Origin of the sequence: Vibrio sp. bablab_jr001 (assembly GCF_016464285.1) — a bacterium.
Classification (GTDB): domain Bacteria; phylum Pseudomonadota; class Gammaproteobacteria; order Enterobacterales; family Vibrionaceae; genus Vibrio; species Vibrio fluvialis.
Window position 1 is genome coordinate 151,944 of the sequence record NZ_JACDWZ010000082.1, and the last position, 23,903, is coordinate 175,846.

Consider the following 23,903-nt stretch of genomic DNA (forward strand, 5'->3'; position numbering starts at 1 on the left):
TTAAATTAAAAATGAAAAGTAATTATTTACTCAATATATAGAGTTATATTTTCTCTCAAAAATAAGACATTATTAATATATTTATTATCGACTAAAAGTGATATTCAGTCACAAAATTGATCAATTAAATGACAAATGTGTATATTGTGGTGATTTATTAGAGTTTTTACTTTATTAAATTTCATTTCTCTGACATTGATAAACCATCGAGCAAATTTTTGTATTGGTTTGGGTAATGTATTGCTTGTTATGGGCAATAACTTGCCTGATTATGTTCTGGTTTAACCAGTTGCTGGATAAACAATGGGTATACATTTTGCTTTTATCAGAGCCACACATATTTTAATGATGGTTCAGAGAAGAGTTTGTTATGGGAAATGGCATAGTAGTCGGGCATATCGGGTCAGCACATGATGGATTCCCTCCGACTCCGGTCACTGCGGGTTCGGGTTCGGTCAAAATTGATGGCATTCCTGCCGCTCGTCAGGGGGACCCGCTTGCACCGCATGATAAACCGAAAAATCCAGCTCACCCGCGCAGTATTGCGGCAGGCTCTGCAACCGTGATGATTGATGGCAAGCCCGCAGCAAGAGCTGGCGATGCAGTGGATTGTGGTGGCGTGTTACAAGGTGGTAGCAGTGTCAACATTGGTTAAGTCTTGTCTGGTTTCTCTTGTTCTCTCCTTTGGCGTGACGAGCTTTGCTACGCATGGTGAAGATTACGATGCCAAGTTGTTGAACGCGCAGCAGGCGTTCGAAAGTGGTCGCTTATTGCGCGCCCAGTTTAAAAATGTTGAGTCTCGCCAGTATCTGAAACACGCAGCGGACAATGGCAATGCTGATGCGGCTTACCTTTATGCTATGGAACTTTCCAACTATCGGACGACGATTCGTACCCCGCCGCAAGCCCGTGAATATTTGCTTCAGGCTGCACAAGGCGGTAACCGCCACGCGATGCAACATTTGTATCAGAATGGTCAATGGCTGAGTAAAAAGGAACGCGAGCAGTGGCAGCATCAATACCACGACACGCTGATTCGCTTGGGGCAGCTTAACCCGGCGCAAGCTTTGTTTGAATTGGCGCAGTACTACCATTCAAGCAATAAAGAACTTTCAGAATATTACCTGGTTAAAGCAATGGCTTTTCATCATCCGCGAGCATTAATGGAGCAGGCCAGACGGATAGAAAGTGGTTCTGGCTCATATATGATGCCTGGTTCTCGTGACACCAAAGTGCGTGAAACGTATCTGGCAGCGGCTAAAACCGGTTATGTTCCAGCAATACGCGCCTATATCAACTTGTTGGAAGATAAAGGTCGCTACGAAGAAGCATTCGAATGGCGCCAGAAGGCCTTGCAGGCCGGAGATCTCACATCGCTAGCCGCACTGGGTTTCATTTACAGCGGACAAGGAGAAGCTTATCCGTTTGTGGAAACCGACTTGGTGCGAGCAAAAGCTTACTTCGATCTGTATCTGGAAACGGCGGGGACGGACCGCTTAGAAAATCTCCATTCTGCAGTGGCTGAAAAGTATCAACAATTGGCACCACGTATTACCTCTGAGCAAGAGACTGCGGCAGATACATTAGAATTAAACCTGAAAAAAAATGTCGACTTTTATAACCATGATCTGTTCTGGGATATTTAGTTTATTTCAATATTAGCGATAGATAATAAGTGTGATAAAAGTAATCGTTTTTGGGGTGAAGATCATATTCTTGTGATTTTTGTGCAACAAAACATTATTAAATGAATAGAATGTGCTCGCTTTCGAATATCAGGAATAGGGAGATTGGCTTGTCTCTTTATTCATAGTTTTATAAATAAAAGTTTATATGTAAGTTTAACTTGTATTATTCAATGGTTATATTTGTCTGACGAGAAGTCGGGTGAATTAATCAATTTCAAGAAGTTATATTTACTAAAAATCAAATAAGATAATTAAGATATTTCTAATGTGTATTATCAATCAGATATTTACACAACTATTTCATTGACAACGACTGGCATAGGTATTTGGAGACGTTATATGTCTAAAGAAGGAAGTGTAGCTCCTAAAGAGCGCATTAATATTAAGTATATTCCTGCGACTGGGGATGCACAGGCTGAAGTGGAATTGCCATTAAAAACCTTAGTGGTTGGTGATTTCAAAGGCCATTCAGAAGAGACGCCAGTAGAAGAGCGCTCAACCGTTTCTGTGGATAAGAATAACTTTGAAGCCGTAATGCGTGAAAGCAATCTCAAACTGACGACAACAGTGAAGAACAAACTGGGTGAAGATGAAAACGCCGATCTACCGGTGGAACTGAGCTTCAAATCCCTTGCGGATTTCTCCCCGGATTCTGTGGCTTCGCAAGTTCCTGAATTGAAAAAATTGATTGAGTTACGTGAGGCGCTGGTGGCACTGAAAGGTCCGCTGGGCAACATTCCTGCGTTCCGTGAGCGCTTGCAAGATCTGCTGAACTCGGAAGAGTCGCGCGAGAAACTGCTGGCAGAACTCAGTCTTGTTAGTGAGTCAGAAGAGCAAACTCAAGCCTAAGTTGACTTGATACTTTTGTCATTAATTCTTAATCAGGAACAAAAAGATGTCTACTACTGAAACGGTACTGGAAAGACCGCAGCTGGCTGAAGGAAGCCTGCTGGACGAAATTATGGCGCAAACCCGCATCGCTCCAAGCGAAGAAGGGTACGATGTTGCGAAAAAAGGTGTTGCAGCATTTATTGAAAATCTGATTGGTGGCAACCAGTTAGATGAAGCAGTGAATAAATCTCTGGTCGATCAGATGTTGGTTGAACTGGACAAAAAAATCAGCGCGCAGATGGATGAAATTCTCCACGACGAGAAATACCAGCAAATGGAATCGGCTTGGCGTGGCTTGAAACTGTTCGTTGATCGTACCGATTTCCGCGAAAACAACAAAGTTGATTTGCTGCACGTCACCAAAGAAGAGCTGCTGGAAGACTTTGAATTTGCACCAGAAACAACTCAATCTGGCTTATACAAACACGTTTACTCCTCAGGTTATGGTCAGTTTGGTGGTGAACCAACCGGCGCTATCATTGGCAACTTCGCTTTCACGCCATCAACACCGGACATGAAACTGCTGCAATACATGGGCGCATTAGGCGCAATGGCGCACGCACCTTTTATCTCTAGTGTTGGCCCGCAATTCTTTGGCATCGATTCTTTTGAAGAGCTGCCAAACATCAAAGACATCAAGTCTACGTTTGAAAGCCCGAAATACACCAAATGGCGTGCACTGCGTGAGTCAGAAGATGCACGTTACATTGGCCTGACGGCGCCTCGTTTCCTGCTGCGTGTTCCTTATGACCCAACAGAGAACCCAATCAAATCATTCAACTATTCAGAGAACGTGAGCCAATCGCACGAGCATTACCTATGGGGTAATACGGCGTTTGCATTCGCAACTCGTTTGACAGATAGCTTCGCGAAATACCGTTGGTGTCCAAACATTATCGGCCCACAAAGTGGCGGTGCGGTTGAAGATCTGCCAGTACACGTATTTGAATCGATGGGCGCGCTGCAAAGCAAGATCCCAACGGAAGTGCTGATCACTGACCGTAAAGAGTTTGAACTGGCAGAAGAAGGTTTCATTGCTCTGACCATGCGTAAGGGCAGCGACAACGCCGCATTCTTCTCGGCAAACTCCATTCAGAAAGCCAAGATCTTCCCGAACACCAAAGAAGGCAAAGAAGCAGAAACCAACTACAAGTTGGGTACGCAACTGCCTTACATGATGATCATCAACCGCTTGGCGCATTACGTGAAAGTGCTGCAGCGTGAACAGATTGGTGCCTGGAAAGAGCGTCAGGATCTGGAACGTGAGCTGAACGCTTGGATCAAGCAATTCGTTGCCGATCAGGAAAACCCGCCAGCAGATGTACGCAGCCGTCGTCCACTTCGCGCTGCGAAAATCGAGGTGATGGACGTGGAAGGCAATCCAGGTTGGTACCAAGTTTCTCTGGCTGTTCGTCCGCACTTTAAGTACATGGGTGCGAACTTCGAACTGTCGCTGGTAGGCCGTCTGGATCAAGCATAACCATGACTTACATTGCACCTGAAGAGAGTGCATTTGGTGTTGGCTTCTTTGAACGTTTGGAAGCCAATGCTAAACCCATGTCTCTGACCCAAGGGCCAGATGCATGGGATGTACTCGAATCCGTTAAGCGTAATGTGTCCAATATCCTCAATACACGAATCGGTGGTGCTCAAAGCGCCCCGCATCTCGGGTTAGTGGATTTTAACGACGCTACTTTGGAAACTATGGACTTGTCGCTGCGCATCAAACTGGCGATTCAGCATTGTCTGGAACGTTATGAGCCGCGCTTAAAACAGGTACTGGTGCGTGCCGACTCGGACCATTTCAATCCTTTAACGCTGCGTTTCCACATTGTGGCCAGCATTAACTGCGATGCATTACACAAGAAAGTTCAGTTCAGTCTGTTACTGGATCAAAACAGAAAGTATCGAGTGTTTTAATCACCATGACTCAAGACAAGTATTTCAGGGAAGAGCTCGCTTTTCTTAAAGAGCAGGGGAGAGAATTTACCGAAATTCACCCTCAGCTGTCGCGCTTTCTGCATGGCAGAACAACCGACCCGGACGTTGAACGTCTGTTGGAAGGTTTTGCGTTCCTGACTGCGCGTCTGCGTGAAAAAGTCGAAGATGAATTCCCTGAGCTGACACACTCGATCATCAACATGCTGTGGCCGAACTATTTGCGGCCCGTGCCGAGCATGAGTGTGGTGGCCTTTACACCGGACAAAAGCGTCAGTGAAAAGCAGACCATTACACGCGGCACACAACTGGATAGCAAACCCGTGTTTGGCACTAAATGCCATTTTCGAACCTGCCGAGATGTTGCTCTCTATCCGCTTCATTGTCTGGACGCCAACGCGGAACACACGCGCGAAGCAACCACCATTAAATTAGCGATGAAGATGAACGGCGACATTTCGATTGGTGATGCTGAACTGGGTGATTTGCGTTTTTACTTAGGTGGGGACAAGTACAGTTCACAAATGCTGTATCTGTGGCTCAATCACTATCTGGATAAAGTCACCGTTGAAGTGAATGGTGCGGTGTTCACTCTGCCGCGTAATACGTTTGCAACAGTGGGCTTTAAGAGCGACGAATCGTTGTTGCCTTATCCAACTAATGTTTACGAAGGCTACCGCATTTTGCAGGAATACCTGTCATTTCCGGAAGCGTTCCACTTTTTTGATCTCAAGGGATTGGGGCAAGCACTGCCAAAATCGGTGCACGGCGAATTCACGCTGCACATTCATTTATCCAAAACGTTGCCTGCCGACGTTCGCGTGCGTAAGGACAATTTTCAGCTCTATTGCACCCCAGTGATCAACCTATTCGAACATGATGCCGACCCAATCGATCTCAATGGTCGCAAATCGGAATACCGTATTGTGCCGTCAAGCCGCTATCCAGCGCACTATGAAGTGTTCAGCGTTGATAGCGTGGTGGGTTGGCAGGACAACAGCCAAGCGGGTCAACGGGTGCGTGGCGAGAAGCGTGTGTACTCCTCATTTGAAAGCTTTCAGCACGAAGTAGAACGCGTTCGTCATCGTCAGGCGTTGTATTACCGCACACGCATCAAAGAAAGTATTCGCGGTGACGGCTTTGACTCATTTGTGTCCTTTATTCGCGGCGATGAAACCCTGTCGGTTGATGTTGATGAAGCGGTGTCAATCAAGCTGACCTGCACCAACCGTCTGTTACCGTTGGAACTGGGCATTGGTGACATTTGTGAGCCGACCGATACCTCGCCGCCGTATGCGACGTTTCGCAACATCACCGTGCCGTCGCAGTCACTGCGTCCGGTTCTTGATGGCAGCCTGCTGTGGACACTGATTTCCAACTTGTCACTCAACTATTTGTCGCTGCTGTCCAAAGATGCGCTCAGCTGTGTGCTGCGTGCTTACGATTTTCGCGCGCTGGTCGATCGTCAGGCAGAGCGTGTGGCGCGTCTGCGCATGGACGGCATCAGCAAAATCGAATCACAACCGGTGGACAAAATGCTGCGAGGCTTACCCGTGCGCGGCCTGCAATCGACCCTCTACATTGATCAGGCTGGTTTTGGTTCAGAAGGCGATTTGTATCTGTTTGGCACGGTACTGAGCCATTTTTTTGCGCTCTACGCCAGCATCAATTCGTTTCATGAGCTGGTCGTCATCAACGTTAGTAACCAAGAGAAATACACATGGGGAACACAGACCGGAATGCAGCCGTTGATATGACGGCTGACAGCCAGCTGGTGCCCCAATCGCACTTGCCTGGTGATGTACGTGCTTACAACTTCTATCAGTTGGTCGAATTGTTACAAAAACTGCAGCAATTCAACCCAGAGTCGGAAGAGTGGGAGCGTCAGTGTCAGTTGGTATTCAGTGCAAACCCAAGCCTTGGTTTTTCGCCATCAGACGTGAATTCCCTGCACGAGCGCGCAGATGAACGCCTGGTGATGCTGACCAACTTTTTTGGCTTGTCTGGCGCGCAGTCACCCTTGCCAGGATTCATCATCGAGCAACTGGTGAATGAAGAACCGGGTGGTTTTAAGCAGCCATTTCTCGATTTTTTTAACAATCGGCTGATCAACCTCGTGTATCGCATCTGGCGAAAGTATCGCTATTACGTGCGCTTTCAGCCGGATGCTAAAGACGCCTTTTCCGCTCAGTTGTTTGCATTGGTCGGGCTGGGTGATACCGACTTGCGCGGTGAGACACCCATCAACTGGTGCAAGATGCTGGCTTACGCTGGCACTTTGGCCGGACGTAGCCGCTCACCGCAGGTGGTGGCTGGCATCATCGCCCACTGTTTCGATTTGCAGGATGTGCAAATTCGCCAGTGGGTGCGCCGTAAGGTGCATATCGACAAATCCCAGCAATTGTCGCTGGGGCAGCAGAACGCTCAACTGGGCGTTGACAGCATGGTGGGTGAATCAGTGATGGACTGCAACGGTAAGTTTGTCATCTGTATCGGTAAGTTGTCGCGCGAGCGTTTCGCCGATTTTCTTCCTTCCGGTAAGGAACACCAACCGCTGTGTAAATTGGTGGAATTTATTTTGCGTGAGCAGATGGCCTACGACGTAGAGCTGACCATGGATGAAGATGAAGCGCCAAAACTGAGCCTGGCCGCTGACAGTGGTGTGGCTCTTGGATGGACTTCGTTTCTGGGTGACAACGCGCAAGACCAACACGTTCTGATTCAAGTGAGGCAATAACAGATGAACGCAATGACTCAGACGTCACTGATCCTTCAGGTGGCTAACGTACAACTGCTCGAATCGGGCCTGACCGCTCAGTCACACTGGACTGCAGAAGGCGGCAACATCGGATCTGAATCATGGGCAACCTGGCGACTGAAAGATGCTCAAGGCCGCGTGAAACCGCAGCATTGCGCGATTGTCTCGATTGATGGTGCGTTTTGTGTTCGCGATTTGTGTGGTGACACCTATGTGAATGGATCACACATGCCGCTGGGTAAAGATCAGTTGGCGAAGCTGGAACACAAAGACGAAATCACCGTCGGGCCTTATCAGTTGCGCGTGTCATTTGGCCATGCGGACGATCATGAGCGTAATTCTGGTCCGCTGGATGCGATGTTTAAAGCCGATCAGGTCGATCTGCTGGCGGATGAACCTTTCGATGATGAAGAACTGTTGGACGACGATCAACCTGCTGTTAATGCCGATCCACTACTGGCACTTGATGCGCTGCTTGAGGCCAAAGACGACGCCGATGCACTGTTGCGTGATGTTGAGCTGAAAGAAGACAGTGACAAACCACAATCCTTGGTGCCGGAAGATAACCTGGTTCTTCATGATTTGAAATTTACTCCGCAGGCAGACAGCGAATACGAAATGACGTCATCAATCCGATTGAAAAAAATTCTGGGCTTTGGCCAGCGCAAAGATGATGCCGCGCAACGCGACATTGAGCCTGAGCATCAGCCGCTACAACAAACAACAGCACCATCACTACAAATCAATACTCACAACGTATCAGAGGGCTTAACAATGGATGAAAAAGTATTGGATCTTCTTGAAGAGGAAGTCGCCAAAAGTCTGCAACCAGCTAAGGCAGAAAGTGCCGCAAGTTCCGCTGGCGGTAAACATTTGCTGACTGGCCCAATGCTGCAGGGACTGGGAATCGATCTTAGTCAGGACACTGACATGGAACGCATGCACTTTTTGTCTCAGGAACTGGGTGAGTCGCTGCAGGCGTGTGTCAAAGGCTTGCTGGAACTGCATCAACAAGTCAGTGAGGGTCGCTTTGGTACTATGAACCGTAACCTGCAACCTATCGAAGATAACCCACTGCGTCTGGGGCTGTCTTACGAGCAAACTATCCGCACCATGTACGATGCCGACAAGAGCTTGGTTCACCTCTCTGCACCAGCGGCGATTTCAGAAAGCCTGAAGAACGTACGCGACCACAACGAAGCGATGCAACATGCGACATCGGAAGCGCTGAATCAGATCCTGAACGCGTTCTCTCCGCAAGTGTTGTTGCGCCGTTTCCATCACTACAAACGCAATACAGACAGCAGCACAACCTCGGATGAAGCGTGGGCGTGGAACATGTACTGCAACTACTACCAAGAGCTGACTTCCAACCGTCAACGCGGTTTTGAAAAGCTGTTCTGGGAAATTTTCGAACAGGCTTACGACAAGAAAATTCGTGAGAAGCAACTGGAGCTCTAATCGTGAACAAACTGCTGTTTATGCTGCTTTCGTTGCTGGTATTGACCGCCTGCAGTTCGACGGAACCGTACGAGCCAGCGAAACAGCCGACGAAAGTCACGTTCAGTCTGCTCGCTGATGACGGGGTCAACCCTAGTATCTGGGGTGAAGCGTCTCCGGTCGAGATTCAGGTGTTTGAACTCAAAGATGACTCGATGTTCATGTCCGCCGATTATGACCAACTGAAAGCGGACTACAAAAAGGCGCTTCGCAGCAACTTCGTCAAAAATTACGACTACGTGCTGATGCCGGACCAGTTCAAGTTTGTGAATGCGTTTGAAGTGGATGAAGAAACAAACTACATCGGCGTGATGGCGCACTTTTCTGATCCGGAAATCAGTGAATGGAAAAAGGCCGTCAAAGTGCTGAACAAAGGCAGGGAATACCACCTGCTGATGTTTTTCAAAGATTACGATGTGAAATTGGATAGGGTGGAATAACAAAAGATGTTTGCGCGTAACCGTGTCATTTGGAATGAGGGGCTGTTTATCAAGCCGCAACATTTCCAGCAGCAGCAACGTTATGTGGAGTACCACATCGACGAGCGCATGACCGCTGTCAGCCGTTATCTGTACGGTGTGTCTGAGCTGTCACTCAATCCTGAATATTTGTCTTTTGGTCGCATTGCCATTGAACGCGCGGTCGGCATCATGCCTGATGGTACGGCGTTTCGCATTCCTCAGGAAGACGCGATGCCAGATGCCTTAGAAATCGAAGACGCGTCGCTGGCGAACCAACTGGTGTATCTGGCGGTTCCGCTGCGCAGTGAATCGCTGATGGAAGTGAACTGGCCGGAAGAAAGGGGCACCGGGCGCTATGTCAGTCGCCGCTTGGAAGTGCGTGACGTGCACACAGTGCAGGGCGATACCACGACCATTGATGTCTCGCCAGTGCGCATGCAACTGATGTTGGAAAAAGAAGATCGCAGCTCGTTTGCCTCCATCGCCATTGCACGCATTCTTGAAAAACGTCCGGACGGCAGCGTGGTGATGGATCCGGATTTCATCCCTTGTCACCTCAACGTGGTGGGCAATGCTGCGCTGCACCGTTTCATCAACGAAATGTCCGGTCTGATGCGCGAGCGCGCCAAGAACATTGCGCAGCGTATCAGCTCGCCGTCTCAGGGCGGCGTTGCCGATGTGTCGGATTTTATGTTGCTGCAAGCACTGAACCGCCTACAGCCACAGATGCAACATTTGGCAGAGTTGCGTAGCCTGCATCCCGAACGTTTGTTTGAGTGCTTGGCGTCAGTGTGTGGTGAACTGGCGACGTTTACGGACGAAAGCCGTCTGCCGCCAGCACTGCCAAGTTACAACCACGACATGCCCAGCCAGTCTTTTGGCCCCTTAATTCGCAATCTGCGTCAGAGTTTGAGCGTGGTGCTGGAGCCTCGTGCCGTTTCGATTCAACTAGACAAGCGCAAGTACGGCCTGATGGTCGCGCCGGTGCACGATCCGCAGTTGATGGACAGCGCCGAATTTATCATTGCGGTGAAAGCGCGGATGCCGCTCGACGATCTGCGTCGCCTATTTACACAGCAAACCAAAGTGTCGTCGGTGGAGAAAATTCGCGAACTCATTTCCCTGCAACTGCCGGGTATTCCGTTGATTTCATTGCCTGTGGCTCCTCGTCAGTTGCCATATCACGCAGGTTACACCTATTACCAGCTGGATAAAACCAGCCCAGCTTGGGCGATGCTGAATCATTCGAGCGGCTTTGCGTTCCACGTCGCTGCGGCATTTGATGATCTCGACCTGCAATTCTGGGCGATTAGGAGTTAATCATGGCGTTAAGTAAAAAAGAGACCCAATACAGCAGCTTGCTCTTCGATGACGTGCAGCAGATCAACCATGATCAGGACTTCTGGTTCCAACTGCGTGGCGACAATCCCAATGTGCTGATCGATGCGGCGACGCCGCTGTTTGGTTTGTCGCTGCGTGTCCGTTCTTTGGCGGCCTGCGACAACATTGAGCAAATCTATAACCAGACCATTGAAGAGATCAAAGCTATCGAGATTGAGCTGGCTGAACAAGGCTTTGAGCACGCGATTCTGATGGCGTATCGCTACATCCTGTGCGCGTTTCTGGATGAAGCGGTGATGGGCACCGAATGGGGCGCATCCAGTGTTTGGGCTGAGCACTCTATGCTGTCGCGTTTTCACAATGAAACGTGGGGCGGCGAAAAAGTCTTCACTATTCTGAGCCGGTTGGAAGGCGAACCCAAGCGTTATCAGGCGCTGTTGGAATTCATTTATCAGTGCTTGGTGTTGGGTTTTGAAGGCAAATACCGGGTGATGGACGGTGGTCAACTGGAACGTGAAAAGGTCATCGCCCGCTTACACGGCGTTCTGGCGAGCCTTGAAGAGGAAGAGCCACAGGATCTCACGCGTGCTACTGATCATGTTGTGCGCGCCAAATATAAACTGAGCCGTCAGTTGCCAATCTGGTCGATTTTTGCCGGTTTTGCCCTGCTGTGGGTAGGACTCTTTCTCGGCTATACCTATTTGCTGCACAGCAAATCAAGCGACGTGTTAAATCAACTCAATCAAATACTTTAAAAAATTATAAGGCTAGGTAATCGCTGTGATTCGTATTGAACTACCCACTCTGATTTCAAAATTAAACGCCCAAAGCAAGCTGGCCCTTGAGCAGGCTGCCTCTCTGTGTATCGAACGTCAGCATCCGGAAGTGACATTTGAGCATTATTTGGATGTGCTGACGGACAACCCGCTGTCGGATGTGCGCTTGATTCTCAAACAAGCCAATCTGGATCTGGATACCGTGAAACAGGCTTTGTCCGCCAGCTATGCGCGCGAGCAGGTGCTCGATACTTATCCGGCATTTTCACCGCTGCTGGTCGAACTGCTGCAAGAAGCATGGCTGCTTTCTACCACCGAACTGAACCAAAGCGAATTGCGCTCGGGTGCAATTTTCCTCGCGGCCATCACACGCGCTGATCGTTATCTGCCTTTCAAACTGATCAGTCTGTTTGAAAGCATTAACCGTGAAAATCTGAAAAAACATTTTGATGTGATTGTGGCTGATTCGGCAGAAACTGAAGTGAGCAAACCAGCAGCAACCAAGGGTGTTGCCAATAGTCTGGAAGGGAACAATTCGCCGCTGACCAAGTACTGCACCAACGTGACTGAACAGGCGCGTAATCAAGAACTGGATCCGGTGCTGTGTCGTGAGAACGAACTCAACCTGATGATTGACATTCTCTGCCGCCGCCGCAAAAACAACCCGATTGTGGTCGGGGATGCGGGTGTCGGTAAAAGTGCCATGATTGAAGGCTTGGCGCTGCGTGTGGTCGCAGGCACCGTGCCGACACAGCTCCAAAACGTTGAGCTGCTCTCGCTGGATCTCGGTTTGCTGCAAGCGGGTGCTTCGGTGAAAGGGGAGTTTGAGAAACGCTTGAAAGGCGTGATCGATGCGATTAAGAGCTCGCCAAAGCCTGTCATTCTGTTTATCGATGAAGCGCACACCTTGATCGGCTCCGGAAATCAGGAAGGCGGCAGTGACGCGGCAAACTTGCTGAAACCCGCTTTGGCGCGCGGCGAACTGAGCACCGTCGCGGCGACGACGTGGAAAGAGTACAAAAAATATTTTGAAAAAGATCCGGCATTGACGCGCCGTTTCCAACTGGTGAAGTTAGAAGAACCGACGATTCACCAGGCGGTCGACATTCTGCGCGGCCTCAACAGTGTGTATGAAAAAGCGCATAACGTGTTGATCACCGATGATGCGTTAAAAGCGGCGGCAGAATTGTCTGCTCGTTATATCTCGGGTCGCCAGCTGCCGGATAAAGCCATTGATGTGCTGGACACTGCCTGTGCCCGTATCGCCATCAACATGACCACGCCACCCAAACGTCTGGCGCTGCTCGAAACTGCGTGTCACCAACGTCAGTTGGAAATTGACATGCTGGAGCGCGCGCAATACCTCGGTCGGGAAGTCGATCATGCTCGTCTGGATGAGCTGCGCACTCAGGAACTGGCTGACGAAGCGGAAAAAGCCTCGCTGACCGCAAGCTGGCAGCAACAAAAAGCACTGATTGAGTCGATCATCGCTCTGCGAGCGGAACTGATGGCCATGTCGACGGCAGATGACGTGGATGAGGACGCACGCTCTGCGCTGCAGGCGGATCTCGCAGCGCAATATCAGGCTCTGGAGGCAATAGCGCACCATGAGCGTTTGATGCACCCACAGGTCGATGCAGAGCAAATCGCCGAAGTCATTGCCGACTGGACGGGCGTTCCGGTTGATCAAATGAACACCGATGAGCTGTATAAAATTACCCACCTGACGGACATTCTCGGCGCGGCAATCAAAGGTCAGGACACTGCGATTGAGCGTGTCCATCGCCATCTGCTGACGGCGCGTGCGGATCTGCGTCGTCCGGGGCGTCCGAAAGGCGCTTTCTTGCTGGTGGGGCCGAGTGGTGTAGGGAAAACCGAAACGGTGGTGCAGCTTGCCGAGCAGCTCTACGGTGGTAAGCAATTCCTCACCACCATCAACATGTCAGAATATCAAGAGAAGCATACAGTTTCGCGTCTGATCGGGTCACCTCCAGGCTATGTGGGCTACGGGGAAGGCGGCATCCTGACCGAAGCGATTCGCAAAATGCCATATTCCGTTGTGCTGCTGGATGAAGTGGAAAAAGCTCACCCTGAAGTGCTGAACATTTTTTACCAAGCGTTTGATAAAGGTGAACTGGCCGATGGCGAAGGGCGCTTAATCGACTGCCAGAACATTGTGTTCTTCCTGACGTCCAACCTTGGTTATCAAACCATCGTGGATTTTGCTGACGATCCCAAAGCTCTGGATGAAGCGCTGTATCCAGAACTGGCGGCATTCTTTAAGCCAGCTCTGTTGGCGCGTATGGAAGTCATTCCATATATGCCACTCAACAAAGAGATTCTTGAGCTGATCGTCAAAGGCAAACTGGCGCGTCTGGAGAAACTGTTCCGTGATCGCTACAACGCTGAGGTGGTGATTGAAGATCGCCTGATTGAAGAGATCTTAAATCGCGCCACGCGCAGCGAAAACGGTGCACGCATGCTTGAAGCCATCATTGAAGGTCAATTGTTGCCGCCCGTATCGCTGGCGCTGTTAAATAAACTGGCGGAGAAGCAACCGGTACATCGTATTCATCTTGATGCGCAGGACGGTGAATTCAAAGGAGAGGTAGAGTAATCATGAGTAACTGGCTCGCTTTCACCGCCGATCTGGTGGGCCTTCGAAAGCCGCACCAGCTGGCGACCCGGTTTGTTGACATCATTGCAAAGGAGCTTGGGCTTTCAAATGCAATGCTGTTGATGCCCAGCTCCGATGGTCGTCTATTGGTTCCTCATGATGAACGTCTGACCTATTCGTGGGCAGTAACGGATTTTGATAATCCGTTTGCTCATGTACTGCAATCGTCGAAAGCCATGCATCTGACCGCAGAAGAGCTGGTGTTCTGGCAGTCAAACCGCACGTTTAGCCAACTGGTGTCAAAAGTGGGAATGTTTGATTCCGTGTGGATTCAACCGTTGCCGATGGGACATCGTCATGTGCAATCGATTTTACTGCTGATTGGCGAAAGCCATGTGGTGGCGAACATTTTCCAGGATGACGCATTCCTTAAATTCATCGATGTGTTCTCGCAGCAGTGGTCACTGCTGCATGACATGGAGCGTGAAGAGCAGAATCGCCGCGTGCTTAAAGAGTCGCTGTGTGACATTCAGCGTGACTCCGTGCAGCGTGTGTTGGTGAGCGATCTGTCACGCAAACTGATTGGCGACAGTGAGGTGATGCAAAAGCTGCGTGAGCAAATCGTCAGTGCAGCCAGCTCTAATCTGTCGGTGATGGTGCAAGGTGAAACTGGTACGGGTAAAGAACTGGCAGCCGAAGCGGTGCACGATCTTTCATCACGCAAACATTCGCCGTTTGTGGCTATTAACTGCGCCGCCATTCCGGAAAACCTGCTTGAAAGTGAACTGTTTGGTTACTGTAAAGGCGCCTTCTCCGGTGCAGACAGTGATAAACAGGGGCTGATCGCCCAAGCCAACGGCGGTACTCTGTTTCTCGATGAAATTGGCGATATGCCGCTGGCGTTGCAAGCGAAGTTGCTGCGGGTTCTGGAGTCAAAAACCTTCCGTCCGGTCGGGGGCAAACAAGAACTGACATCAGACTTTCGCTTGGTGTCGGCAACACATGTCAACTTGCTGGATCAGGTGCGTCGCAAAGCGTTTCGTCAGGATCTTTACTATCGTCTGTTCCAGTATCCGATTACCCTGCCGCGCCTTGCTTCCCGTCTGGATGATGTGGATCTGCTGGCGCAGCATTTTGTGCGTGTGTTCAATCAGCAGCACGGCAAAAACATTCGCGGCCTGCACTACAGCGCGATCGATTGCCTTAAACAGCATGATTTCCCGGGCAACGTCCGTGAACTCAAGCACTTGATTGAGTTTGGCTGCGCGCAAACGGCCGATGGTACGCAGGTTGAAGAGCACTGTTTTACGCACCGCATTGCTTCCATGGCGATGCTGTCGCCAACGGTGTCCGTTCACGACGAGACAATCATTTCGCAGGTTAATCAACCTCAGGCTCAGCACACCAGAGCGGCGGCTGATCACAACTACTCGGTGATTAACGATCTCAAACAAGCACTGAGCGACTTTGAAGAAAAAATCATTCGCGAACGTCTCAACCATTTTTCGGGTGACCGCGCCAAAGCGGCGCAGAGCCTTGGTATTCCTAAGCGCACGCTGGCATACAAATGCCAGAAGCTGGAGATCAAGGCGTTATGACAAGATCGCTATATACACTTTCTGGGGCCAGTTCACTGCTGCTGATGTTCTCGGCTTCTGTATGGGCTCAAGAGTCCAATGAGTTAGTGACGCAGGCTGAGCAGTGCCGCGTCATCTCGGGGCGACTAGAACGTTTGGCCTGTTTTGACCGCGTTTTTCAGACACCCGTGGATGAAGTGGTGATCGCACCTAAGCAGAACGTGCCACCTTCTTGGCAGCGAGCCATGCAGGCTGTCGCTGGCAGTGAAGCGGCGATGGTGTTAGTGACCGAAGGCGAAGGTAAGGGCAGCAACGCTTGGGTTGCTCTCAGAGCACTCAATCGCACCACACCGTTTGAGCATAATGCAAAACCCGTCCTGATGGTGAGCTGCATTGATAACCTGAGCCGCGTTGAACTGGCGCTACCAAGCAGTGTAGAAGATGCGCGCATTCAGATATCGGTGGCCAATGCGCAGCCGGAGTATCTGCGCAGTGATGATAACGGTGTCCTGATGTCGTCGGCACGCGGCATTCCCGCCATTGAAATGATGAAAGCGATGGCAAGAGAACCGCGTCTGGTGCTGCGCTCCAACTCACCATTTGCGGACGGTTTGCAGTTTGATGCGAGTGAACTTAACGACGCGTTGTCGGCACTGCGTGAACGCTGTGGTTGGTAGGAGGCCTGAATGGAAATAACCGAATACCGCCGCTGTGTGGCACAGCCGATTGCCGGAGATAATCCGGTCGGTGAACGTTTGATTGACGATCCCCTGTTTGACTTCATTGAAGATCAGATGATGAAAGTCGGCTCACTGTCGCATAGCAGCGTGCAGTGGGACGAAGTGGAACACAGCGCGCTGAAATTACTGCAGGACAAGACCAAAGACATCAAGCTGATGGTGTATCTGCTGCAATGTCTTCACAACCAACTTTCGCCTTCCCGTTTTATTCTCTCATTTGAACTGATGAGCGATTTTATGGCGTCTTTCTGGGAAGAAAGTTATCCCGCACCGGGCAAGCGCGGCAATCTGCCAAGACGCAAATTTTTCAGTCAGATTGCGCAGCGTTTTTCGATGGCGACGGAAAAAATCGATTTTAATCAGTTTGATGCGCAGGACCGCCAAGCATTAGGTGAGGCGGTGGATGCGTGGCAAAAAATCATTGAAGCGCAAGGGCTGAGTTCGGATGTGGTCGAAGCGGTCGCTCGCTCGGTTCAGAGTGAACTGAATAAAGTTGAAGCGCGTCAGCAAGCCGAGCAGCAGCAAACGGCCAAGCCTGCAGATACGCCGCGCCCGACCACGGCCAACTCAGCCTTGTCGGTGGATAATTCCAGTGACAAAGCGGCCAAGCAAACGCTGCTCAAAGTCGCGGATTTTCTTGCTGAGCAGGAGTTTGGCATTGCGCTGTCGATTCGCCTGCGCCGTTATGCCGTTTGGGGTTCGATTACAACGCTGCCGGATCACAAAGCCGACGGTGAAACCATGCTGCGCGGTATGCAGCAAGATCGAATTAAAGATTATCAGGACCAGATGCGCCATGCGGATCTGACACTCTGGCGCAAGGTCGAGCAGAGCCTCACGCTCTCCCCGTACTGGTTTGATGGCCAACTGATGAGTTTCACCATTGCGCAAAACTTGGGCAAAGAGAGCTGGTGTCTGGCTATCACCGAAGAAACGCAACAATTTCTCGCCCGTATGCCTTCGCTGCTGGAACTCAAATTCAAAGGGGGCGAACCGTTTGTCTCCGACAGCGTGAAGGAGTGGCTGGCATCCGGCAGCGGCTCGACTGGCGGGCAAAGTGTGGGCGGTGATTGGCAGGAAAAGCGTAAAGAAGCGATGGCTTTGGCTAAGGAAGGCGGCATCGCGGTCGCCTTGTCGATGCTAAATGATGGCCTGGTGGCAGCCACGGAACCGCGCGACAAATTTTACTGGCGGATGCTCTCTGCCGATCTGCTCAACGCCAATCATCTCGATGCGATGGCGAAAGAGCAGTACCAAACTTTACATAATCAAGTCACCACCATGCAGGTCACCGATTGGGAGCCGTCGCTGGTGGAACAACTAGAACGATATACAACGTCAGAGTAAACGAAGGACACAATTCACATGTGGAAATTTATTGTTGGAATAGTGAGAAAGCTTAAGCCAGGTATGGTGGCCGCTTTACCGATTTTGCTATTCACCACGTTCATTTTACTGAACGTCGCAATTTGGTGGGCGGGCCCTTGGCTAGAGGTTTCCGGTCACAAGCCGCTCGAGTCTGTGGCTGCTCGTGCTGTGGCAAGCAGCTTGTTTACTCTGGGCGCATTCGCCGTTTGGGGCTTCTGGCAATGGCGTAAACTGCAAGGCTATAAAGCGCAGCAGAAACGTGATGAGCAACTGCGCCAAGACCCGATTCAGCTGTTCGAAGAACGTCAGGAAGTCGAACTGAATCAGGTCATGGTCAACATGAAGCAGAACCTCAATAAGCGCAATTATTTGTATGCGCTGCCGTGGTATCTGGTTTTGGGGTTAGAAAATGCAGGCAAAACCAGCCTGATCAACCGCTCCGGCCAGAAATTCGTGTTCTCTTCAGTGATGCGTGCTTCGGGACAAAAAAGCGAAAACCCGTACTCGTTCGACTGGTGGATCGGCGATGAATCGGTACTGATTGACCCGGATGGTGAGCTGCTGACTCAGGGCAATCGCAGTGAAGACAACGACGGTGCGATGGAGCGCCGTTTGTGGCTGCATTTTGTCAACTGGCTGGACAGAACCCGCAGTCGCCGCCCGCTGAACGGTATCGTGTTGGCGTTGGATGTGTCGCATTTGGCGACGGCGACGGCATCGGAGCGTAAAGCTTACGCCAGTTTGCTGCGTGCCCGTCTGCGTGAACTGATGGAGACACTCTCAACGCGTTTACCAGTGTATATTGCGCTGACCAAGCTTGACCTTCTGTACGGCTTTGAACCGTTTTTCAAACACTATACCAAGAGCCAGCGTGAAGAAGTGCTGGGCTTTACTTTCTCGCTGGATTCAATTGATAACCTGGATCACTGGTTGGAAGAGTTTGCCAAAGAATACGCCGAGTTTGTCGAACGTATTAATGGGGTATTGCCACATGCGGTATCGGCACCAATGTCGCTGGATGAACGTAATGCCATCTACAGTTTTACTCGCCAGATCTCCGGTTTGAAAGAGATCCTGACACAGTTTTTCCAAGATGCCTTGGCGAGTGATCAGTTCTCAACCTCGGCACTGGTGCGCGGGGCTTACTTTACTTCGGTGTATCAGCAAGGTGTACCAACCAACGCATTCGATGATGCGGCGTCTCGCCGCTACGGCTTGTCGCATGCGATCAATACTGCTCAGCACGCGAAAAACTCGACCATCTATTTCACCCAGAAACTGTTCAGTAACATCATTTACCCGGAAGCCGGACTGGCTTCGGATAACTTTCGGATTGCGCGCCAAAAGCGCCGCTTGATCGCGTTGTCGTTTCTCACATGTTCAATTGCGACCGTTTTGCTTGCGGGGACCTGGCATCGCAACTATCTGGCTAACATCAAGCATTCCGATGCGGTTCTGGCGAAGGTCAACCAGTACAAAGATCAGTATCCGTCCAATGTCTATCTGGCGTCGCAAAAGGATGTGCTGGAGCCGCTGAACAAGATTCGTGAAGCCACGTTGGAATTTGGTTTCTTCCGTGAAAAACCCCGCTTTATTTCTGACTTTGGTCTCTATCAGGGCCATACCATCGGGCCGATGGTGGAAGCGACGTATCTGAACCTGCTGGAAAGCCGCTTTCTGCCTCTTTTGATGGCGGACGTGGTAGTCGATCTGAATCAGGCGCAGACGGATGAAGAGAAGCTGGCGGTGCTGCGGGTGTATCGCATGATGGTGGATAAAAGCGGTCGCTATAAAGATTACGTGATGGATTACTTCGCGAAACATTGGCAGCAAGAGTTCTCGGGCCGCCGTGAAATTCAGGAAGAACTGTTGGGTCACCTCGATTACGCCATGCGTCATACCGATCTGGCAGGCGAACGTGAACGCGGTGACAAAGTCGCGAATCAGGTGATGAAGCCTTATGACAAGACCATTGCGAAAGTGCAGAGCGATCTGGGTTCGATGCCAAACGATCAACGCGTCTATCGTAACCTGAAGCTGAATGCGCAAACGGTGCTTGGCCCAGCGATTAACCTGCGTAATCTGGTGGGGCCGGTATTTGATGTGGTGTTCGAAGAGCGCGTGATGAACAGCAGCACGCTGTATATTCCGCAGATGCTCACCAAGCGCGGCTTTGAAGATTACTTTATGCCGCAGTCTGAATCGGTGTCGGAACTGGCATTGATCGACAGTTGGGTATTGGGACAGTCAAAGTCGGCGCAATTCAGTGAAGCGGACAAGCAAGCGCTGCGCGATAAGATTCGAAACCTGTATGTCGCGGACTACACCAACACCTGGCGTGCGGCGTTAAATGAAATCGACATGAAGTATTTCAGCGATATCAACGACGCCGTCACGGTGTTGGACAACCTGACCGGCAACATTGAACCGCTGCAACGTCTGCTGCGCACACTCGACGACAACACCAAGATGTTTGCCGCGCTGCCAAAAGACGATAGCGCTCAGAAAGAGCTGCTCAAGAGTCCCAAATATAAAGTGGCCTCGATGATCGAAGCACCGTTCTCTGATTTGAACAATATGATCAAACCGGTTGGAGACAAGCCAGCGTACCTTCACGAAGTGTTGGCATCGGTGGAAGAGCTGAAGAACTATCTGAAATCCATTCAGGATGCGCCGGATGTTGGCATGGCAGCGCTTGATGCAACCAAGGCTCGAGTGAAGCTCGTCAACGCGGACCCAATCTATACCTTGAAGCGCATCTCTTCTGGCTTGCCAAAACCGCTTGATACGATGGTCGCCAAACTGGCGGATGAGAGCTGGTATGTAGTCAAGCAAGAGGCAATCAAACATCTTGAAGTACGTTGGCATGAAGATGTTTATAAGACATTTGAAGAGAAACTGGCGGGTCGTTATCCGTTTAATACGGCATCGAAAAAAGATGCGTCACTGGAGGATTTTGAATCCTTCTTTGCACCAAACGGCACGCTGGATAGCTTCTACAACAATCAGCTACGCATGTTCATTGAAGAGAACATCGCTGTGAATAACGACGATACCTCACAGTCGATCATTCGCAAAGACGTACTGAGTCAGATAAAACAGGCGCAGAAAATCCGTGAAGCCTTCTTTAACCGCAAAGGCATTCTGGATGTCAGTTTCTCGGTTGAGCCTCTGCGTCTGAGTGGCAACAAACGCCGCAGTGTACTGAATGTCGACGGTCAATATCTGGCATACAGCCATGGCCCACGCGATAGCGTGGAGTTGATCTGGCCAAACACGCTGCGTGACTCGGCGGTATCGAAAGTGACTCTGGTTCCGACCAAAGCCAACATGTCACCACGCAGCATCAACATTCAGGGACCATGGGCATTCTTCCGCCTGCTTGACCAGGGAGATGTGGTGGCTGCAAGCACCACGTCAGTGGACTACAAGTTCGCGGTGGATGGCGGCGATATGATTTACCGCATCAACTCAGAAGCGGATGCCAACCCGTTCACAGAACGTTTGTTCAGATCGTTCAAGCTATCTAAAACCTTGTATTAAAAAGTAAAGGAGCGGGGAAACTCGCTCCTGTTTATTTAGGACGCAGTCGTAAATGTCCAACATTTTATTTATTGATAACGCTTACTATCGTCTGACCAATGACACCGATGCCATTCGCCAACTGGATGTCTATCAGAAGATCAGAGATGAAATTAACCGTCGTTTCAATCCGTTAGCGGGTGGAACCGATTGGGAAGCCGTGCGCGAATCTTGCGATGTTTTGGCAAAGAGTGCCGGGCTGGATCTGTTGATGTGTGGCTACTTTGCGGTCGCCAATCTGAAAACGGTGGGGTTGGCTGGCTACGCCAATGGTTTGGAGTTGCTGAGCGTCTGCTTGAGCAATCAAAGTAAGCCGGATGTAAAAACCGCCAAGATGCGTAAAGAGGTCTTGGATTGGGTCAATGCCCGTGTGGTTCAGGAACTCAAAGATCTTAAGCCTAACTACGAATCGCTACGCGACTTATATCGTTGCGAACGTTTTTGCGAACGTATCCATCATCAGCTTGAGCGTCAGCAACCGGAATATCTGGTGGATTTCGAAGGGGTCGGGTTTGCGCTTTTTGAACACATTGACCGCATCGAAACGCAATATCACAGCTTAGTGAAACGCCAGCATCAGCAGGCCTTAGAAGCCGAACCTCAGGTGCTGCGACGCGTGCATCGCACGCGATTGTCGCTGGCCTTTGTTACGGGCTGTGTTTTGTCTGTGGGCGCGTTGTGGGGATATCAGGTGATCCCGTGGTTTCACACCAACGATTACGCCACGCGTGTTGAGGTCGCGACGCTCAGCAGCGACGATGCGCGTCGTCATTTTCAAATGTCCGCTTCTGAACACCAAATCTCTCGTTGGAAAAGCGATCTGGTACCACTCTATGAGCGGTCGATTATGCAAAAAAGCGCAATCTCAATGGAACAGAGCAAGCGCGAAGCGATGCATGAGATGGCAACACTACGCACACTTTATCCAGACGATGATCAAATCAAAGCAAGCGATGAAGCGTTCAATGCAGAGCAGCGAGCAGCATTGGAGCAAACCGAACTGTTTGTGCAGCGATTTGGCGAAATTCGCACCAAGATGGCCAACATTGCTCTGTTAGCCAAGCGAGAAAAATGGAGTGATTTACAGCGTCAGACTAAATCGTTGGAAGATTTTGCCGTGAGTTTATCGCCAGTGTATGGGCGGGTCGACTATGTACAGAATCTCATCAAGCAGGGTGAGATGGATTCGGCGCGCAAAGAGCTGGAGATTCTGAAAACCCGTCTCAACAATTTGAGCTGGACGATGGCTCAACTGGAAGAATCGTTGAGTGGGCAACCAATAGTGAAACAGTGAAACAAGACCAAGAAGCAAGAAGTTGCGATAAAAGCAGCTTCTTGCTTGGAGCTGGCAGATAGTTGCTCTAGTGAGTAAAAATCTCAATTTAACTCTTTGAATATCAATAAAAACAAACTGGCACTGAGCTTGCTGAATATCCGGATCATAAAGTGAAGTCAGTGACGTAATAGGAATGGCAGGATGGCGACGTTAAAGTATCAGTTTCATGTGGAAGGTCTGGAGGACGACACGCTGGTGGTGCGTGGGTTCGACGGGCAGGAAACCCTTTCCAGCGAACGCATCAATGGGCAACCGTGCCACGGTTTTCGTTATCAACTGGAGCTCGCCAGTCGGCTTGCCAATTTAACGCCCGATATGGTGGTGGATAAAGTCGCGGAGCTGACGCTCTATCGCGACGATATGCTGGTTCAGCGCGTGAACGGCATTGTGCGCCGCTTTACGCAGGGCAATACCGGCCATCACCACACCTTCTATTCACTCACGTTGGTGCCGGCTTTAGAGCGTTTGTCTCTGCGCCACAACAGCCGCATCTTCCAACTCAACACCGTGCCGGAAATCCTCTCCATTCTGTTGCAGGAAATGGGCATTAATGACTACGCTTTTGCGCTGACCCGCGACTGCGCGCAGCGTGAATTCTGCGTTCAGTACCGCGAAACCGACCTCGATTTTTTCCATCGCCTCGCGGCCGAAGAAGGGCTGGTGTACAGCTTCATTCATGAAGAGGGCAAACACACGCTGATATTCAGCGACGCCTCAGAGAGCCTACCGAAACTCGGTGAACCAATTCCGTACAACACGCTGGCAGGCGGCATGATTGAATCACCGTACATCTCGGCGCTGAGCGTGCACACCCAATCGGAGGTGAGCCAGACGGCGCTGCAAGACTACAGTTTTAAAAAGCCAGCGTACTCGTTTGCCCAGCAAGCGGTCGGGACAGAAATGGAGTCCCAGCAACCAGACTACGAACATTTCGATGCGCCGGGGCGGTATAAAAACGATGTCAGCGGTAAAGCATTCAGCCAGATCCGCCTTGATTACCTGCGCCGCAACGCGCACACCGCGACGGGAAAAAGCAACCAACCGTTGCTGCGTCCGGGGGTGAAGTTTGACCTGCAAGAGCACCTCGACGACACCTTAAACCGAGACTGGTTGGTGGTGAGTGTCACCAGCCAAGGCACGCAGCCTCAGGCGCTGGAAGAAGCCGGAGGTAATGGCGCGACCACCTACGCGAACCAATTTTCGCTCATCCCAGCGCATCGCACCTGGCGCGCCACGCCGCAAGCCAAACCTCAGGTTGATGGCCCGATGATTGCCACAGTCGTTGGCCCAGAAGGCGAAGAGATCTTCTGCGATGAACACGGCCGTGTAA

At 50.6% G+C, this 23,903-nt stretch carries 18 protein-coding genes; all 18 read left to right on the plus strand.

What is annotated here, in order from left to right; genetic code table 11:
* The first annotated feature begins 370 nt into the window (after positions 1-370).
* On the plus strand, positions 371-655 hold the full coding sequence (locus JIG40_RS13490) for a type VI secretion system PAAR protein (RefSeq protein ID WP_020329726.1): 285 nt from the start codon (positions 371-373) through the stop codon (positions 653-655).
* Positions 639-1,646 carry a hypothetical protein gene (locus JIG40_RS13495; RefSeq protein WP_047462520.1) on the plus strand — a complete coding sequence of 336 codons (1,008 nt, stop codon included), beginning with the start codon at positions 639-641 and terminating at the stop codon, positions 1,644-1,646. Before JIG40_RS13490 ends, JIG40_RS13495 begins: the two co-directional genes overlap by 17 nt.
* Before the next feature lie 381 nt (positions 1,647-2,027).
* Positions 2,028-2,537: a type VI secretion system contractile sheath small subunit gene (gene tssB, locus JIG40_RS13500; RefSeq protein ID WP_024375571.1), complete on the plus strand. Its 510-nt coding sequence runs from the start codon at positions 2,028-2,030 to the stop codon at positions 2,535-2,537.
* A 46-nt stretch (positions 2,538-2,583) separates the two neighbouring features.
* Positions 2,584-4,059, plus strand: a complete 1,476-nt coding sequence (gene tssC, locus JIG40_RS13505) for a type VI secretion system contractile sheath large subunit (RefSeq protein ID WP_020329729.1) — start codon at positions 2,584-2,586, stop codon at positions 4,057-4,059.
* 2 nt (positions 4,060-4,061) lie between these two features.
* Positions 4,062-4,499 (plus strand): type VI secretion system baseplate subunit TssE, encoded by a 438-nt coding sequence (gene tssE, locus JIG40_RS13510; protein WP_004727193.1) that lies wholly within the window; start codon positions 4,062-4,064, stop codon positions 4,497-4,499.
* Between the two features lie 5 nt (positions 4,500-4,504).
* The gene (gene tssF, locus JIG40_RS13515; protein WP_020329730.1) at positions 4,505-6,274 is read left to right on the plus strand and encodes a type VI secretion system baseplate subunit TssF; all 1,770 of its coding nucleotides are present in this window, start codon (positions 4,505-4,507) and stop codon (positions 6,272-6,274) included.
* Positions 6,238-7,254, plus strand: a complete 1,017-nt coding sequence (gene tssG, locus JIG40_RS13520; protein WP_020329731.1) for a type VI secretion system baseplate subunit TssG — start codon at positions 6,238-6,240, stop codon at positions 7,252-7,254. The genes tssF and tssG overlap by 37 nt, the downstream gene beginning before the upstream one ends.
* A 3-nt stretch (positions 7,255-7,257) precedes the next feature.
* Positions 7,258-8,736 carry a type VI secretion system-associated FHA domain protein TagH gene (tagH, locus tag JIG40_RS13525; RefSeq protein ID WP_199465487.1) on the plus strand — a complete coding sequence of 493 codons (1,479 nt, stop codon included), beginning with the start codon at positions 7,258-7,260 and terminating at the stop codon, positions 8,734-8,736.
* Between the two features lie 2 nt (positions 8,737-8,738).
* Positions 8,739-9,215 (plus strand): type VI secretion system lipoprotein TssJ, encoded by a 477-nt coding sequence (tssJ, locus tag JIG40_RS13530; protein ID WP_020329733.1) that lies wholly within the window; start codon positions 8,739-8,741, stop codon positions 9,213-9,215.
* A gap of 6 nt (positions 9,216-9,221) precedes the next feature.
* Positions 9,222-10,556 (plus strand): type VI secretion system baseplate subunit TssK, encoded by a 1,335-nt coding sequence (tssK, locus tag JIG40_RS13535; protein ID WP_020329734.1) that lies wholly within the window; start codon positions 9,222-9,224, stop codon positions 10,554-10,556.
* Positions 10,557-10,558: 2 nt separating this feature from the next.
* Positions 10,559-11,332 (plus strand): type VI protein secretion system protein VasF, encoded by a 774-nt coding sequence (gene vasF, locus JIG40_RS13540; protein ID WP_020329735.1) that lies wholly within the window; start codon positions 10,559-10,561, stop codon positions 11,330-11,332.
* A 25-nt stretch (positions 11,333-11,357) separates the two neighbouring features.
* On the plus strand, positions 11,358-13,970 hold the full coding sequence (gene tssH / locus JIG40_RS13545) for a type VI secretion system ATPase TssH (RefSeq protein ID WP_199465488.1): 2,613 nt from the start codon (positions 11,358-11,360) through the stop codon (positions 13,968-13,970).
* A gap of 2 nt (positions 13,971-13,972) precedes the next feature.
* Complete coding sequence (locus JIG40_RS13550) at positions 13,973-15,568, plus strand: sigma-54 dependent transcriptional regulator (RefSeq protein ID WP_199465489.1); 1,596 nt, start codon at positions 13,973-13,975, stop codon at positions 15,566-15,568.
* 44 nt (positions 15,569-15,612) lie between these two features.
* Positions 15,613-16,224: a type VI secretion system protein VasI gene (gene vasI, locus JIG40_RS13555; protein WP_199465494.1), complete on the plus strand. Its 612-nt coding sequence runs from the start codon at positions 15,613-15,615 to the stop codon at positions 16,222-16,224.
* A gap of 9 nt (positions 16,225-16,233) precedes the next feature.
* Entirely contained in the window at positions 16,234-17,634 is a 1,401-nt protein-coding gene (tssA, locus tag JIG40_RS13560) for a type VI secretion system protein TssA (RefSeq protein ID WP_047463055.1), read from the plus strand.
* 63 nt (positions 17,635-17,697) lie between these two features.
* Positions 17,698-21,198 (plus strand): type VI secretion system membrane subunit TssM, encoded by a 3,501-nt coding sequence (tssM, locus tag JIG40_RS13565; protein WP_171934570.1) that lies wholly within the window; start codon positions 17,698-17,700, stop codon positions 21,196-21,198.
* A gap of 52 nt (positions 21,199-21,250) precedes the next feature.
* The gene (vasL, locus tag JIG40_RS13570; protein WP_158152465.1) at positions 21,251-22,531 is read left to right on the plus strand and encodes a type VI secretion system protein VasL; all 1,281 of its coding nucleotides are present in this window, start codon (positions 21,251-21,253) and stop codon (positions 22,529-22,531) included.
* A gap of 183 nt (positions 22,532-22,714) precedes the next feature.
* Positions 22,715-23,903 (plus strand): type VI secretion system tip protein TssI/VgrG (tssI, locus tag JIG40_RS13575; RefSeq protein ID WP_199465490.1); only part of this gene is annotated, 1,189 nt, incomplete at its 3' end.

Bases quoted from the DNA above. Each gene is read 5' to 3' on its own strand.
- tssK (WP_020329734.1), top strand. From the start codon at position 9,222: ATGTTTGCGCGTAACCGTGTCATTTGGAATGAGGGGCTGTTTATCAAG.
- vasL (WP_158152465.1), top strand. From the start codon at position 21,251: ATGTCCAACATTTTATTTATTGATAACGCTTACTATCGTCTGACCAAT.
- tssE (WP_004727193.1), top strand. From the start codon at position 4,062: ATGACTTACATTGCACCTGAAGAGAGTGCATTTGGTGTTGGCTTCTTT.
- vasI (WP_199465494.1), top strand. From the start codon at position 15,613: ATGTTCTCGGCTTCTGTATGGGCTCAAGAGTCCAATGAGTTAGTGACG.
- tssB (WP_024375571.1), top strand. From the start codon at position 2,028: ATGTCTAAAGAAGGAAGTGTAGCTCCTAAAGAGCGCATTAATATTAAG.
- tssC (WP_020329729.1), top strand. From the start codon at position 2,584: ATGTCTACTACTGAAACGGTACTGGAAAGACCGCAGCTGGCTGAAGGA.
- JIG40_RS13550 (WP_199465489.1), top strand. From the start codon at position 13,973: ATGAGTAACTGGCTCGCTTTCACCGCCGATCTGGTGGGCCTTCGAAAG.
- tssA (WP_047463055.1), top strand. From the start codon at position 16,234: ATGGAAATAACCGAATACCGCCGCTGTGTGGCACAGCCGATTGCCGGA.
- vasF (WP_020329735.1), top strand. From the start codon at position 10,559: ATGGCGTTAAGTAAAAAAGAGACCCAATACAGCAGCTTGCTCTTCGAT.
- tagH (WP_199465487.1), top strand. From the start codon at position 7,258: ATGAACGCAATGACTCAGACGTCACTGATCCTTCAGGTGGCTAACGTA.
- tssF (WP_020329730.1), top strand. From the start codon at position 4,505: ATGACTCAAGACAAGTATTTCAGGGAAGAGCTCGCTTTTCTTAAAGAG.
- tssM (WP_171934570.1), top strand. From the start codon at position 17,698: ATGGTGGCCGCTTTACCGATTTTGCTATTCACCACGTTCATTTTACTG.
- tssG (WP_020329731.1), top strand. From the start codon at position 6,238: ATGGGGAACACAGACCGGAATGCAGCCGTTGATATGACGGCTGACAGC.
- JIG40_RS13490 (WP_020329726.1), top strand. From the start codon at position 371: ATGGGAAATGGCATAGTAGTCGGGCATATCGGGTCAGCACATGATGGA.